At 55.4% G+C, this 15,297-nt stretch carries 12 protein-coding genes and 2 pseudogenes; 11 read left to right on the top strand and 3 right to left on the bottom strand.

What is annotated here, in order from left to right; all coding sequences use genetic code 11:
• Positions 1–923: cobalamin-dependent protein (locus tag NDI87_RS11935; protein ID WP_296275461.1), on the bottom strand; the 923-nt coding region annotated here is incomplete at its 3' end.
• 99 nt (positions 924–1,022) lie between these two features.
• Here NDI87_RS11935 and NDI87_RS11930 point away from each other — a divergent pair.
• From NDI87_RS11930 to NDI87_RS11900, 7 genes and pseudogenes are all read left to right on the top strand, one after another.
• Positions 1,023–1,499, top strand: a complete 477-nt coding sequence (locus NDI87_RS11930; protein WP_296275458.1) for a peptidylprolyl isomerase — start codon at positions 1,023–1,025, stop codon at positions 1,497–1,499.
• An 87-nt stretch (positions 1,500–1,586) separates the two neighbouring features.
• A complete protein-coding gene (locus NDI87_RS11925) occupies positions 1,587–2,975 on the top strand; it encodes a Fic family protein (protein ID WP_296275456.1) in 1,389 nt (462 codons plus the stop codon).
• Positions 2,972–3,301, top strand: a pseudogene (locus tag NDI87_RS11920) (DUF1016 N-terminal domain-containing protein); the annotation flags it as partial. The gene NDI87_RS11925 and the pseudogene NDI87_RS11920, both read left to right, overlap by 4 nt.
• Positions 3,302–3,583: 282 nt before the next feature.
• Positions 3,584–3,760 (top strand): annotated as a pseudogene (locus NDI87_RS11915) (3'-5' exonuclease); the annotation flags it as partial.
• Positions 3,761–3,833: 73 nt separating this feature from the next.
• Positions 3,834–5,030: an ABC-three component system protein gene (locus NDI87_RS11910; protein WP_296275454.1), complete on the top strand. Its 1,197-nt coding sequence runs from the start codon at positions 3,834–3,836 to the stop codon at positions 5,028–5,030.
• The gene (locus NDI87_RS11905) at positions 5,027–5,512 is read left to right on the top strand and encodes a hypothetical protein (protein WP_296275452.1); all 486 of its coding nucleotides are present in this window, start codon (positions 5,027–5,029) and stop codon (positions 5,510–5,512) included. The genes NDI87_RS11910 and NDI87_RS11905 overlap by 4 nt, the downstream gene beginning before the upstream one ends.
• On the top strand, positions 5,502–7,445 hold the full coding sequence (locus NDI87_RS11900) for a hypothetical protein (RefSeq protein ID WP_296275450.1): 1,944 nt from the start codon (positions 5,502–5,504) through the stop codon (positions 7,443–7,445). The genes NDI87_RS11905 and NDI87_RS11900 overlap by 11 nt, the downstream gene beginning before the upstream one ends.
• Positions 7,446–7,483: 38 nt before the next feature.
• Here NDI87_RS11900 and NDI87_RS11895 read toward each other — a convergent pair whose 3' ends face one another.
• Positions 7,484–7,957, bottom strand: a complete 474-nt coding sequence (locus tag NDI87_RS11895) for a helix-turn-helix domain-containing protein (RefSeq protein WP_296275448.1) — start codon at positions 7,955–7,957, stop codon at positions 7,484–7,486.
• A 302-nt stretch (positions 7,958–8,259) separates the two neighbouring features.
• Here NDI87_RS11895 and NDI87_RS11890 point away from each other — a divergent pair, with 302 nt between their 5' ends.
• From NDI87_RS11890 to NDI87_RS11875, 4 genes are read left to right on the top strand one after another with little or no spacing between them, the layout of a single operon-like run.
• Positions 8,260–9,942 carry a site-specific DNA-methyltransferase gene (locus tag NDI87_RS11890; RefSeq protein WP_296275447.1) on the top strand — a complete coding sequence of 561 codons (1,683 nt, stop codon included), beginning with the start codon at positions 8,260–8,262 and terminating at the stop codon, positions 9,940–9,942.
• Between the two features lie 55 nt (positions 9,943–9,997).
• Positions 9,998–10,342 carry an addiction module protein gene (locus NDI87_RS11885; RefSeq protein ID WP_296275445.1) on the top strand — a complete coding sequence of 115 codons (345 nt, stop codon included), beginning with the start codon at positions 9,998–10,000 and terminating at the stop codon, positions 10,340–10,342.
• Positions 10,339–13,059 carry a DEAD/DEAH box helicase family protein gene (locus NDI87_RS11880; RefSeq protein ID WP_296275443.1) on the top strand — a complete coding sequence of 907 codons (2,721 nt, stop codon included), beginning with the start codon at positions 10,339–10,341 and terminating at the stop codon, positions 13,057–13,059. Before NDI87_RS11885 ends, NDI87_RS11880 begins: the two co-directional genes overlap by 4 nt.
• Positions 13,060–13,106: 47 nt before the next feature.
• Positions 13,107–13,586, top strand: a complete 480-nt coding sequence (locus NDI87_RS11875) for a DUF488 domain-containing protein (RefSeq protein ID WP_296275442.1) — start codon at positions 13,107–13,109, stop codon at positions 13,584–13,586.
• Here NDI87_RS11875 and NDI87_RS11870 read toward each other — a convergent pair.
• On the bottom strand, positions 13,583–15,297 hold a 1,715-nt coding region (locus tag NDI87_RS11870), incomplete at its 5' end, for an ATP-binding protein (protein WP_296275441.1). The genes NDI87_RS11875 and NDI87_RS11870 overlap by 4 nt on opposite strands.

Below are 15,297 nucleotides of genomic sequence, written 5' to 3'. Positions count from 1 at the left end.
ATCACCTCAAAGTGCAAAAAGAGGCCTGCGTTTGGGCTGTCATTGCGAGCGAAGCGCGGCAATCCATGACTTTCAGGCTGCATGGACTGCCGCGCTTCGCTCGCAGTGACGGGATCCGGTGCAGGGTCGGTGTGCGGTATCGGCGCCCGACTCGACTGGCTCGCCATGACATCCAGAAAAAATTGCAGGATGTGCACCGAATGCTCGATCTTCAGATTGAAGGTGCGGTCGACAAACTTGAAGGTGCGCGCGCCGCGCTGGTACAGACCATCGAGCGCCGCCAGCACCCGGTCCAACTCAAAACCCCAGGCGGTCTTGTCGAGCGCGCTCAGGCAAAACTCGCACTTGAAAGGGCAACCGCGCGAGGCCTCCACGTACAGCAGCCGGTGCGCCAAGTCGTCCGCGCTGTATTCGCCGTAAGGCAGCACCAGCTCGGCCAGCGGCGGCTGCTCGCCGGGGATGATCTTCATGAGCGGCTGCGGGCCGTCCAGCAGCGCGCGGCATAGTTTGGCAAAACTCACATCGCCCCAGCCGGTGATCACATGGTCGGCCAGGCGCGTGATGGCTTGTTGCTCGGTCTCGTAACTCACCTCCGGCCCGCCCAGCACTATTTTGAGGTCGGGCCGCGCCGCCTTGAGCAGACGGATCACCTCGGTGGTTTGCGTCACGTTCCAGATGTACACGCCAAAACCCACGATCTGTGGTGCAGTGTCTGATGCCGGCCCCAGCGTGGCCAGCAGGTCCGCCACCACCTCCTGCGTCGGCCGGGAAATCGTGTACTCGCGCAGTTCGGCAAGCGCGCGCAGGCCCGCGCCGCCATGCCGGTCGAGATTGGCCAGCAGGTAGCGCAGGCCGAGCGAGGCGTGGATGTAGCGCGCGTTGAGCGTGGTCAGCAGGATGCGCGGGCGAGCAGTTGGGTTCATGCCGGCAATGGTAGCAAGTGGCTGCTGTTGGCAAGGCGGCACCACCCGGCTGCGTTGCGCGAGAATGCGCAGCTGAACCATCCACCTCACCCAACACCCATGAAAATCGAAAAAGACACCGTTGTGACCCTGCGCTACAAAGTGGCGGACGCCCAGGGCAAACTCATCGAAGAAGCCAAGGAACCCATGGCCTATTTGCATGGAGGCTACGGCAACACCCTGGCCAAAATCGAGGCCGCGCTGGACGGCCAGACGGTGGGCTACCAAACCAGCCTGCTGCTGCAACCCGAAGACGCCTTCGGCCTGCGCGACGAAAGCCTGGCGCAAACCATGCCGCGCCGCGACTTTCCGCCGGGCGTGAAAGTGGGCGGGCAATTGCAGGGCCGCACCGCCGATGGGCGCGACCAGGTGTTCCATGTGGTCAAGATCAAGGGCGACACCGTGCTGCTCGACGGCAACCACCCCTGGGCCGGCAAAGTGCTGCGCTTCAGCCTGAAAGTGACCGACGTGCGCGCGGCATCGCCCGAAGAACTGGCCCACGGCCATGTGCATGGGGCGCACGGGCATCATCACTGAGCGGTGACACTTTATTTGTCGCAATAACCCTTGCGCGCCACTTTAAGTGGCGCGATACTGTCGGCTTTCCAGCAAAAACCTGAGCATATGCCGCGAGTCACCCCTCAAACCGAGCTTGACCAACTGGTTGCGCTGATTGCTGCACAAGCCGATGGCCTGGGGATAGAGGCTATCCAGTCGCAGGGCAATAGCTTGACGCGCCGCACCTTGCAGCGCCGATTAGCCTTGTTGGTTGCGCAAGGTCGGATTCAGATGTTGGGCGAAGCACGGGCGGTGCGCTATGTGCACGTCACGCAAGGTTTTGCTTCCGCCCCGTCGCCGCTGGGCTCTGTGCAAGTTTTGGCCGAGGTTTACGTGCCAACGTCGCCGCAAGGCGAAGAGATCAAAGCCTACGTGCGCCAACCCCGTGCGATGCGCCCGCCGGTGGGTTACAAACTGGCGTTTCTGGAGCAGTACCACCCCAATCACACGGCCTATTTGCCGCAAAGTCTGCGAGATCAATTGCATGCCATGGGCAGCGCGCGCGCTGAACAAACACCCGCTGGCACCTTTGCGCGTGACATCCTCAACCGCTTGCTAATTGACCTGTCTTGGGCCTCTTCGCAACTGGAGGGCAACACCTACAGCCGGCTCGACACCGAGCGGCTCATCGAGTTCGGCCAGGCCGCCGAAGGCAAGAACGCGCTGGAAACCCAGATGATCCTGAACCACAAGCAGGCCATTGAATACCTGGTGCTCGACCCCGCCCACGCCCAAGTGACGCCCGATTGCATCGTCGCGCTGCATGCCTTTTTGTCGGATGGCTTGATGGCCGACCCCACAGCGGTGGGCCGCCTGCGCTGCCGGGCGGTAGAGATCGGCGGCAGCGTGTATTTGCCGGTGGCCTTGCCGCAGCGGCTGGAGGAACTGTTTGGCATCGTCATCCAGATGGCGGCGGAAATTGGCGACCCCTTCGAGCAGGCTTTTTTTCTGATGGTGCATTTGCCTTACCTGCAGCCGTTTGAGGATGTGAACAAGCGCGTGTCACGGCTGGCGGCCAACATACCGCTCATTCGCCACAACTTGTGCCCGTTGTCCTTCATCGATGTGTCGCAACAGGCCTACGTGGATGCCATGATCGGTGTCTATGAACTCAATCGCATCGAGCTTCTGCGTGACGTTTTCGTCTGGGCCTACGAGCGCTCATGCCAGCAATACGTGGCGGTCAAGCAAAACCTGGTGCCGCCGGACATTTTTCGTCTGCGTTATCGCCAGGCCTTGAGCGACGTGGTGGCGGCCATCGTTCAAAACGACGAGGCCGCAACCGATGCCACCGTGAACGCCAGGCTGCCGTCCACGGTCGCCGCGCCCGACAAGGCCCATTTCACCAAGCTGGTATTGCAAGAGATCGCAGCCTTGCACCCTGGGAATGCGGTACGGTTTGGCATCCGGCCTTTGGTGCTTGCCGCGTGGAAGGAAAGGCATGATGGGACATGAGTGAATTAGTACCCAACGCACTGCACGCCGAACTGCGCGCGCTGATTGCCAGCAGCCGCCAGCGCCTGGCCGGTGCGGTCAATGCCGAGCTGACCCGCCTGTATTGGAGTGTGGGCGAACGCTTGCGCACCGAAGTGCTGGGCGGTGCTGACCGCGCCAAGTACGGTGACCAGCTGATCAAGCCCGTGGGCGAGCAGTTGGCACAAGAGTTTGGCCGTGGGTTTGAGGCCAAAAACCTGCGCCGCATGGTGCAGTTTGCCCAGGCCTTCCCGCTGCCCGAGATTGTCGCGACACTGTCACGACAATTGAGCTGGAGCCACATGGTGGCCATCGTTGCACTCAAAAACTCGCAGGCCCGCCAGTTTTATGCCAGCCGGGTGAGGAAGCGCCCATCGGCCTCATCCTGTGCGCCGAATCCAGCCGCGAACAAGTGGAGCTGCTGCAAATGCACAAAGACGGCATCACCGTGGCCGAATACTGGACCGAACTGCCACCCAAAGCGGAGTTGGAGAAAAAGCTGCATGCAGCGTTGCTTGAGGCGCGCGAACGCCTGGCATGGCGTGGGGTGTTGTTGGGGGACTTGGATGATGCGTGAAGACATGAAGGTCAACAAAGGCCTGGAGTTCCCCGTGGTGGCGCTGCCCGGCGTGGGGCACATGCCCGCCAAGGGCGAAGACGAGCAGGAAGCCGCGCGGGTGTTTTATGTGGCGGCTACGCGGGCTACACAAAAGTTGGTCACAACGGTCAGTGGAAACGCCGACTTTGGCAAACGGCTGGAATCATGACAAACCATCGCTCAGCGACCGATGCTTGTCAACTACCGTCTAAGAATATTCTCAAAAAACTCAGGAGGGCTCAATGAAGACAGCGGTGGTTTTTATTCACGGATTTACAGGCGGCGCCGCCACGTGGCGAAATGCGACAGGCACAAGCTTTAAGGAAATGTTGAAAGCTGATCCTCAACTAAATCAGGAGTTTGATTTCTTTGAGTATGAATATTTCACCAAAATAACAGCGCTGCAACACTCCGCAGCGGTACAAAAACTTTTAGCTTTAGTCTCTTCCATCCCAGGCCTTCCAAAAATGGGGGGGAGGATTAAGCGGAATCAGACTATTGCCAATCTCAGTCAGGGATTCTCAACACACTTGCGTTTTACCTTAAGCGAATACTCGGAAGTCGTGGTGATCGCTCACAGCATGGGGGGACTCATTGCTAAAGACCAAATATTGAACTATGAAACAGGGAATGGTCCGAAAACCATTGGATTCATATCAATGGCTGTTCCGCATAAAGGTTCGCTAAGTGCGCTGTTGCTTGCACCGACAAGCAACATAAATGCAAAGGAGCTTGCTCCGCTATCCGAATATTCGGATGAACTAAACAATCGATGGACACAGCACAAAAACCAGCTGCCAACAACCTTGTACATGATTGCACAACATGACGAATGCGTTCCCAAACCGAGTGCTATCCCTTTTACCGTCACCGCCCAACAAAAAGCGGTGGTAGATCACGACCACAGTTCAATTTGCAAACCTCCATCTCGTGAAGATTTGTCTTATCTAGCCGTAAATAAATTTTTGAAAGACATCGCTTATGCACAAACCATGGCAAGTACGATCAACACTGCCACGACTACGGCAACACCGGACTACAACAAGGAAATATTTGTGTTGAAGATGATCGTGTGCGACATCGGGCCAAAAGGTGTCGACGATGCAAAAGACTGTTTTTTCAATGCGGAGATCATTTCCAAGGCCGCGAACAAAAACGACGCCGAAGAGATGCGTCAACTACAGCAAAAAGTGCTGAGCATCTACAAGCAAAAATATAACGAATTCTTTGGGACCAACAGCACGCCGAATCACGTATTTGCACAAATCCATTCGGAAATTACTGCCCAAGACAGCCTCGCTCTAAAGTCTAGCGTGGCATCGCTCAACTTTTTGCACAAGAAGGGGTTGCTGCATCAGCTGGCAAATGACATGGGAGAAACAGTTATTTGGTCTGATGATGCTGAATACTTTGCGAAGATAAAGAAGGCTATGGCATGAACAACTTCACGGTCGTCGATTTTCGCGATGAGTTTTACGTGAAACTTTTTAGAGGGTGGGTAGTGATATCGCTTCTTTCAAAAAATGCAAAGTTTAGGACTGGTGTGTCTATTGGGAAGGCGGCGTTTGTTGATTTTCTGCTGTGCAATCCTAATGTCCAACAAAGGTTTCTCACCTCTTCTGGCAGGACACAGCAAATTCTAAATATCGATGATTTTTTGTACCAAGACAATATTGAATTCGGCAGCCTACAAGACTTGACGGATTTTTCCAAAACATGCAGCTTGTTGATCCAATCAGAATATGCATCGTTCGAGAGACGTGATGGAGAAGTAATACTGCAATGCTTGAAATTTCCACCCATTGACGAGATAGGACTAGTGCAACGGTGGAAACTAGAAGTGGAACAACTCCTACCTTTAATGGGGAAGTCACTAAACGTGCTCCACAACATCATTCTGAAAGCTTCAAATGGAAACTAGCCCGTATCTTGTAGTCAAGCAGCTCATCGTTCAAGGCAAGTCAAAGCTTTACTTCGCAAAATTTGAGGAGGGGCTAAACTTAATCTGGGGCGACATGGACTCCGGCAAGTCCAGCATTTTGAATTTGATTGACTATTGCTTAGGCGGGAAGAACGTTAACCTTCTATACCAAGAGATGGCTTCCCATGGCCGTACAGCCATGTTAGAAGTTGATCTAAACGGCAGCATATTTACGCTAGAAAGGGACATCCTGAACGAAGATGCCCCGATAAAGGTTCACACTGGTACCTTCGACCTTCGCTCCACAAAATTTCCAATGCTAATGTCAGCATCCTCCGCAAAAACGATGCCAGACGGTTGGATTTCTGACTTCATCTTGGATTCCCTCGGAATACCAAAAGTAAAGATTAAAGAATCGAGATTGAGAGAAGATTCAGACTCGGATCGATTGAGTTTTCGCGATTTGATGAAGCTTTTGTATCTCAAGCAAACAAGGGTTGGCTCTGATGCTTTGTTGGACTACCAAAATCCAAGTGTCTTCAACAAAAATGTCGAAATTCAAAAGTTTGTATTTAATATCCACGATGACAAATTGGCCGAGCTTCAGTCGGATCTAGCAGCCGAACTTAACGAGCAAAAGGAACTAGGGCGAAGCGAGTCTTTTATTCGAAAATTCTTGCAGGATGTCGCGATTTCCGTCGATAAGCTTGAGCAAACTCATGATGCTGTGGAAGTGCAGGAGTCTCGAATAAGTGAGATTGACGACGCTGTGGAGGCTTTAAAGAAGGACTTCGCGTTGTCTACAGATGTTGGTCTAGAGATCTCAAAATCTGTCGGCAAAATTCGCCAGGAAATGGATGCACTCGATCAGTCTCTTTTATCAATAGAGTCTAAGTACGAAAATTATGTGAGACTTAGCAATACATATAGATTTGATCTGGATGCTCTTAATCTTTCAAAGCTATCCAGATCTGTAATGAATATATCGAAAAGCGAGAGCAGGACTGTTCCATGCCCGTTGTGTTCAAGTGAATTGGCACTTTCATCTGCAGTGGTTGAAGACGAAGACCTTGATCATCAGACTAAATCACTTAAAAATAGAGACGCTGGCATTCAAGTAATACTGATCCAGCTTCGAGAGCAGCAAAAAGAGAGCTTGGACAGAAAAAGCCTGCTCACATCCATGTTGAAAGAGGCGACGAGAGGATTTGACGAAAATAACATCACAAATATCTCTCCACTTATTTCTGCTATTCAGGCGCTTGAAACGTCTAAGACTGCCGTGAAAGTTGAATTAGCTCAAGCAGAGAGAAATAGCGCGATAGCCCACAAATTCAAAGATATCGGTTCAAGGCTAGATTCAAAAATTGCATTGATCTCGAATCTGCGAAGAGCCATTAAAGCAGTCCAGGATGGGCTAGTCGGACTTGAGGAAGTTATAGAGGCTCTTACCAGACTTTTGGGTACACACATGCAGAAGAGCGGTCTTCAAAAAGTAAGCAACGTGTATTTCGATCAAAAATTTATAGCTCACTTCCGCGGCATCCCTTACTACCACACGTCTTCTGGTGGCGTCAGAACAATTACGTCTATTGCCACCTTTATCTGCCGCCTCCAATACCTCTTAGTTACCCCGTCCAATCTACCTAGCTTTTTGATGATAGACACGCCCGGTCAGAACATCGGGAGGTACCGCTCAAATGATGACGACTCCGAAGTTTCCGATCCAAAACTCTATGAGAATATATTCAAACAGATTGTTGAAGTTACGGAGCACGCTAGAGAAAATAATCGCAGGTGCCAAGTAATCATTGTTGATAACGATATGCCTGAATCGCTCATAGATGGAAAAAATTTCCATCTCGTGAAGCGTTTTAGTAAGCAAGGGGGAGAATTTGAAAAGGGATTGATTAACGACGCACCAGATATCTAAAGGAGATCGAAGACAGATTCCGATAGATAGAGGCCTATTCACTCCAGCCCCAGCTCTTCAGACAGTTGGGTCAGGTCTTGCAAGGCCTGTTCCGATTGTTGTTGCTGCGCGGCCTGGTAGCGGCGCAGCTCTTCAAATTCGATGCGGCGGTGGCGGTTGACCTTGCGGCATTTGAGCCGATTGGCCTCGATTTCCTTGATTACGAAGGGCCGTGACACGTTCAGAAAATTGGCCGCCTCCTGTGTCGTGAGTTCGTGTTTTTGCGGCACCAGCAGCATGGGCTCTTGCTTGGCCATTTGCCGCAACACGTCGGCAAAGAAGCGCAAGGCGCGCGGCGGCAGCTTTAGCACGGGCGTTTCGTGTTTTTGGTCACCATCCGTGCGCACATCAAGAATGATGTTGATGTGATCCGCATGGGAATGGTCCAGCGCCGTCACCAGGCATTGGTGGGCAACCGCCGCCATTTCGGCCTCGGCTTCATTGGCGGGGTCGAGTATTTCTTGATCTTTCATGGGGTTCTCCTTCGCGCAGCGGCCCAGGCAAGGCTATTTGCAATGGGGAAATAGTAGCATTAATCGAATTAAACGAAATATTCGCAGCAATTTAATTTCTTTTTTGAAGCGGGTGCTACTGGCGCATGGACAGCCAGATCCTCATGAATTGCTAGCTGCTTGCGCTCTTCTTCAATAGCGGGAAGACAATGTTTAAGTCAGATGATCGCATTCAACGATATGCCGCCCAATTTCAAAGTTGCGGCGTATCGTGCCATTTTGAGCGATATGCTCTGGGCGATGGACATGAAATGGAACCCTGAATGCCAAGCTTGAACTGGATCGGCAAAGACGCCGTTGTCAAACACCACAAAGACGTGCCGTTCAGGCTGCTGGAGCCGGTGCCTGTGTTGTCGTGCGGTGAAGCCGGCAGTGGCAACCTGATTGTGCAGGGCGACAACCTACATGCGCTGAAAAGCCTGCTGCCGCGTTATGCCGGGCAGGTGAAGTGCATCTACATTGACCCGCCGTACAACACCGGCAATGAAGGCTGGGCCTACAACGACAACGTCAACAGCCCCGAGATTCGCAAATGGCTGGGCGAAGTGGTTGGAAAGGAAGGTGAAACGCTGGACCGCCATGATCGTTGGCTGTGCATGATGTACCCCCGGTTGGTGTTGCTGCGGCAGTTTTTGCGGGAGGATGGTGCGATTTTTGTGTCGATTGATGACAACGAGATTGCCTATCTTCGGCTGCTGATGGACGAAGTTTTTGGTAGGCACAACTTCATAGCAGAAATGATCTTAGAAGGGGCTTTTAAAAATGATGCGCGTCAGATCGGTGTAAATCACGAATATGTCTTGCTTTACGGAAAAAGCCGCATTGTTATGCCTCGGGAATGGACGGTAGCTAAGGACGGCACTGAGCCAGTACTAAAGGAAGTCGCCCGATTGAAAAAACTTCACGGCGAAGACTACGACTCAGCATCAGAAGCGCTTGCAGGGTGGTTCCGTGCTAGCAAGGCAACATCTTCCTTCGCACACCGAAGATTTCGATACATTGACAAAAGAGGCGCCTATAAGGAGGACGACCCAACTGCGCCAGGTGGCCGAAAGTTTGAATTAAGGAACCCGCTTACAAATACGGTGATCCCATTGCGAGCTAATCGTGGATGGGCGTTTGATCAGGCAGCGTTTGACAAATTGGTTGAAGCTGGACGCATTACTTTCGTAACGGCCTCAACAATCATGGTGCGTAGGTACTTGCACGAAACCGACAACCTAACCCCACAGAGTGTGATGTACCAGCCAACACGATCTGCATCAGAACGGCTCACAAAACTGCTTGGAGCCGAGGCATTTGAGTTTCCTAAAGACGAGACAATTTTGCAGAAATTTATAGAGATGGCGACCGACAAAGAGGCCCTGGTTCTCGATTCCTTCGCCGGAAGTGGCACCACTGCACATGCAGTGTTGATGCAAAACGAAAAGGACGGCGGCACGCGCAAATTCATCCTGGTTGAAATGGATGACAACATCGCCAAAAACGTCACCGCCGAGCGCGTCAAACGTGTCAGCCACGGCTACACCAATGCCAAGGGTGATGCCGTGTCAGGCCTGTCGCCAGCGGGTGGCGGCTTTCAGTTCTGCACCCTGTCGAAAGAGCCGCTTTTCACCCCACAAGGCCAAATCCGTGACGACGTGACGTTTGCGCAACTGGCCGAGTTTGTCTGGTTTGCCGAAACCGGCACGGGGTATGTCGGCGCGGCCAGTTCGAGTCCCTTCCTGGGCACCCATGAGGGCCGCGCTATTTACCTGCTCTACAACGGCATTTTGAAAGACAAGTCGGTGGGCGGCGGCAATGTGTTGACTGCGGCGGTTTTTGACATCCTGCCGCCCTTTGCCGGCACCAAAACCATCTACGCCGCAGCCTGCCGCCTGGGCGCACCGCGCCTGCAGCGCGAGCAAATTGCGTTCAAACAAACGCCCTATGCGCTGGCGGTGTAAATTGCGCTGCCTTGTGAGAGATTTGTTCCATGTTGAAAACAGCAGGTGAAGACTGATGCGAAGTGAATACCGCAGGCAAGATTTTTCCGCTTTGGAGCGCGGCAAGTTTTACCCAGCCTCTAAAACCACAAGGGCGGCAAGTGACGCTGGTTCCAATCAAAATTTGAAGGCAGTTGAAGTGAATGTAAAAACCTTGATTGCATTGGCACTGCAGCTTGAGCCGCACGAACGCGCCGATTTGGCGGCAGTCTTGCAAGCAAGTCTGCCACCGCCCGATCCTGAAATTGAACGACTTTGGCAAGAAGAGGCAATCCGGCGCCTGGACGCGCATCGGCGTGGGGAGAGTGTTGGTATTCCCGCCGGAGAGGTCTTTGGCAAAGGCAAAGCGACAAACCAATGACCCAATTTACACCCAAAAAATACCAGCAAGACCCCGCCAACCGAGGCGGCGTGCTTGACAGTGTGGAAGCTTACTTCAAGGCCATCCACACCTTCGGTCGGGCTTCAGTTGCCTTCACTGCCATCACCGAAGACTTGTGGGGCCAGGGATTGCGCTACACGCCACTGGTCGGTTTTGCGCCAGACACACCCTACTTTTGCCTGCGTGTGCCCACGGGCGGCGGCAAAACCTGGCTGGCTGCCAAAAGCTTGAGCCTGGTGAATACGCATTTGCTGCGCGTGCCGCACAGCGTGGTGCTGTGGCTGGTGCCCAGCAAGCCGATTCGCGAGCAAACCCTGCGCGGCCTGAAAGACCGCAACCACCCGCTCAACGCTGCACTGCGCGAGGCAGGCCCGATCACGGTGCTGGATTTGGCAGAGGCCAGAGGCTTGACGCGGGCCACGCTGGACACCTCCACGGTGGTGATTGTGGCCACCCGGCAGGCGTTTCAGGTGGAAGACGAAGAGAGCCGCAAGGTGTATGAGTCCAGCGGTGCGTTGATGCACCATTTTGAAAACCTGTCGCCAGCGCAGCGCCAGGGCTTGCTCAAGGACGGCGACACGGTGCCGTTTTCCCTGGCCAATGTGTTGCGCCTGCGGCGCCCGTTTGTGGTGGTGGACGAGGCGCATAACAACCGCACCGAACTGGCTTTTGACATGCTGGCCCGCTTTAACCCCAGCGGCATCATGGAGCTCACCGCCACGCCCGATATGTCGCGCACCCCCAGCAATGTGCTGCACAGCGTGAGCGCATCGCAGCTTAAGGCCGAGCAGATGATCAAGCTGCCCGTGGTGTTGGAGACCGAACCCAATTGGCAACAGTGTTTGAGCGATGCCATTGCCCGGCGCAACGGCTTGCAAAAACTGGCCGACGATGAGCAGCGCCAGGGCGCACCCTACTTGCGGCCCATTGTGCTGATCCAGTCCGAGCCGCGCCGCGAAGGCCTGGACAAGTTGGACTTTGAGCGCGTGCGCCAGGAGCTGCTGACCAACCACGGCATTCCGGCCGACGAAATCATTGTGGCGACCAGCGACGAAAAAGGTCTGGAGGCGGTGGACGCCAAGTACAAACTGGGCATCAGCGACCCAGCTTGCCCGGTCAAGTTTGTCATTACCCAAAAGGCGCTGGCCGAAGGCTGGGACTGCCCGTTTGCCTATGTGTTGGTCAGCATGGCCTCGCTGCAGTCGGCCACGTCGGTCGAACAGTTGCTGGGGCGCGTGTTGCGCCAGCCGGGTGCCGTGCATCGCGCTGCCAAGGAGCTCAATCAGTCTTATGCGCTGGTGGTGTCTCGCAGCTTTTTTGAGACCGCCTCCGCACTGCGCGACCGGCTGGTGGAGGGCTCGGGCTTTGACCGCAAAGACGTGGCTGAGTTTGTGACCGCTGCACGGCAAGAGCAGCAAATTTTTGACCCCGAGGCCATGGGCAGCCGGGTGGAGCTGCGCCCGGTGGTGGTCACCTTGCATGAGACACCCGACCTGAAGGCTTTGCCAAAGGACCTGCGCGGCGCCATCAATGACAAAGTCGGGTTTGATCGAAAAACCAGTACGCTGACGATTCATGCGCCGCTGACCCCGGATGAGACCGATGCCTTGAAGCAGCTTGTGGCGACACCACTGGCCAAGGCCGCGATTGAAGCCGCCGCCACAGAGAGCCGAACCACGGCCATTGAGTTCTTCAAAACCCCGGCGGAGGAAGGCAAGACCCTGCTGGTGCCTCAGCTTGCGCTGCGTGTGCAAGGTGAACTGCAGTTGTTTGATGACCCCGAGGTGCTGGACTACCCATGGGAGTTGTCGCTGTTCGACGCCAAACCCACGCCCGACAATTTGTCCAAGCTCGGCGCCGCTTTGACGGTGAGCGAGGGCGGTGTGATTGATATCGATGAAGCCAGCGGCAAACTGGTTCAGGAGTTCATGCCCAATTTGCAGCGCGATCTTGGCTTGGCCTATACGCCGGAGCATTGGGACAGCATCAGGCTGGCGGCATGGTTGTGTACCAATCTGCCAGAGCCCTCACTCACCCATGCGAGCAAATTGGCGTTTGTGTCAGGCTGGCTGTCTGATCTGTTGGCGCAACCAGGTTTCAATCTGGGCCGAGCCAACCTGCAAAAGTTCTTGCTGCGCAATTTGCTGGAGGCGCGCATTCGGGAGCTTCGCAGCCTGGCCGTCAAACAGGCGTATCAGGAAAGTTTGTTTGGTGAAGCTGCCGAAGAGCGGGTCAGCGTATCGAACACATTCGTCTATGACTTCCGTCCGGAAGTCTATGCACCCAGCCGTGACTATGACGGTCGGTTTGGTCAATACCGATTCCGCCAACACTTCTACAGCCGCATTGGCGACTTCGACAGCAAAGAAGAATTTGAATGCGCGGCGTGGCTGGACACCCAGGCCCAAAAGGGCAGGCTGCAATATTGGGTGCGTAATCTGGCACGGCGTGAGGGTGCTTCATTCTTCTTCCAGAAAGCCACCGGGCGCTTTTACCCTGACTTTGTTTGCAAGCTCAACGACGACACTTTTCTGATCGTGGAATACAAAGGCGCGAACGGCTGGACGGATGCACAAGACGACCGGGATATTGGTGGGCTCTGGGCCAAACTGTCAGGCGGGACCTGCCATTTTGTGATGGTCACTGACAAGCAATGGGGCAATTTGGATGTCTTTCTGCCCGCTTTGACGGCTTGACGACCCGCACATCGAAAATCAGATCCTGAACATCGGCACCAGACCCTATGCAAGCATCGCTTTTCACCCTCGGCTACGAAGGCCTGACCATTGAGGCCTTCATTGCCCGCCTGCAAGCAGCACAAGTGAAAACCGTTGTGGATGTTCGTGAACTGCCTCTGTCGCGCAAAAAAGGGTTTTCAAAATCAGCTTTTTGCGCCGCCCTGGCAACGCATGGCATTGCCTATCTGCACGCCCCCGCCCTGGGTTGCCCCAAGCCCATCCGCAACCAATACAAGGCCGATGGCAATTGGCAAACCTACACGCGGGATTTTTTGAAGTACATCCAGACGCAAGACGCGTCCTTGCGTGAGCTGGTCAAGATCGCGCAGGCCACCCCGGCCTGTCTGGTGTGTTTTGAGGCCGACTATTCCGCCTGCCACCGCACCTATGTGGCCCGCGCGGCGCGCCAGTTGGGCGGGCCAACGGTGACGCATCTAACCGCTAAAACAGCCCGGCCTGATTTGGGTTTTCAGCAGGTGGCTTAGGGCTGAACAGCAGCCACCGCCCGATACGCCTGTTGCGGGTCGTTTGGCTCCTGCGGATTGGTCATCGTCAGGCGGCCTTCGCGCATCAGCGGGCGCAGGTAGTGCTGGCGGATGGTTTCCGGGCGACGGCGCAGCAGGTCTGACAGTTCTTCGGTTCGCCATGCCCGAAATTGGCACAAGGCGATCACCAGGGCACGGACATCTTCGGGCGGGTGCCTCTGCCCGATGGCGCCCACACTGGCAGCCAGTGCGCCTGGCAAGCCATTCAGAAGTTCGCGGCGGCGAGCTTCGTCGAATGCTGACTCCGGGGGCTCACTCAATAAGCTTGCGGGGTTACTTAATAAGCCCGAAGGGTTACTTAATAAGCCGTCGGGGTTACTAGATAAGACTTCTGGCTTGGTAGATAAGCCGCTATCTACCAACCTCTCCGTCGGTACATAGTAAGTCGCCGAGCCGCGGCCTTTTTGGGCCAACAGCCCGGCATCGCGCAGGCGGCGCAGGGACTGGCTGGCGGTCAGGGTGTCCACTTTGGTCAGCTCGCGGTAGGTGCTGTTGTTGAGCGCTCCGGCCTCGCGCACCACGATCAGGGCTTTGGCCTCGTCCTCGCTCAGGTGCAGGTCTTTGAACTGGGCCAGCCAGGCAATGTCTTCTGCGCCCAGAAAGTGGTGGAAGAAGTAGCGGGCCACAAACTGGTCGTTGCCCCGGTCTGACTCAAACAAGGGCGGGGTCAGGCCCGCTTGCTCCATGCTTTCGCGCATCACGCGGATGCCGCTGCCTTTGGTTTCGGCCAGCCGGGTGTCGTACAGGGCGGCGGCAATTTTGGGGTTGCGTAGTTGCGAGCCGGGTTCGCCCAGGTGGTCTTGTGATTTGAGCGAGAAGCCGGGGTTGCGTATCTCCAGCCGGTTGGCGTAGCGGATGATTTGCACCGGGCTGTGGCTGCGGTAGCTGCGGTGCATGAGGGCATTGACCAGTGCCTCACGAATCACGCGCAGAGGAATGGCGGGTGTGTCGCGCCGTTGCAGGTCGCCTTCATCCAAGGCAAAGCCTTTGGGCAGGTCGTCCAGTATGGCGGCCTGGGCGCGGCGAACCAGGCGCAGCAGCGGGTCACGCAGGTCGATGGTGTCAAAGCGTCGGTCGGGCTGGGGTATCCACTCGCGGCCCGGCACGCGGATATAGTCCACGCGCATCATGGGGAAGCAGCGGCGCAGCGCCACCGGCTTGCCAAACAGCATGAGGCCAGCCACGGTGGGCTGCCACACCGCTTGCGGGTTGCGCCGGATGCATCCCAATGATTGCAGCAGGTCTTCGTCGCTCCAGCGCAGTTCTTCGGCATCGGGGTTGGCTTCGGCGCGGGACTGGCGGTAGTCGGCAATAGCTTCTGGCGAAAGGTCGTCCAGGCTGGTGTCGGCGACCAGCGTGGCATCAAAGCTTTCGGTTTGTCGACCTTGATAAAACACGGCCAGGTCGTCGTCGGTGCAATGCTGGTCGGTGCTGCTGATGCGCCGGAATGCGCCTTTGGGCAGGCCTTGTGCCTTGAAAAAGATCGGTTTATCTTGCGGTTGCGCCTCGGGCACATGCACCACCAGCACCGCTTTGCCATGGATGCTTTCGGTGTTGATTTCCACGCGCACCGGCTGGTTAAAACTGTTGCGGCATTGGGTGGCGATGTCAGTGCTGAGCTTTTCCGGGTGGTCGATGCCTTCCACCTCGT

The organism is Rhodoferax sp., from assembly GCF_023701345.1.
Taxonomy (GTDB): domain Bacteria; phylum Pseudomonadota; class Gammaproteobacteria; order Burkholderiales; family Burkholderiaceae_C; genus Rhodoferax.
This window is presented reverse-complemented; position numbering and strand designations above follow the sequence as displayed.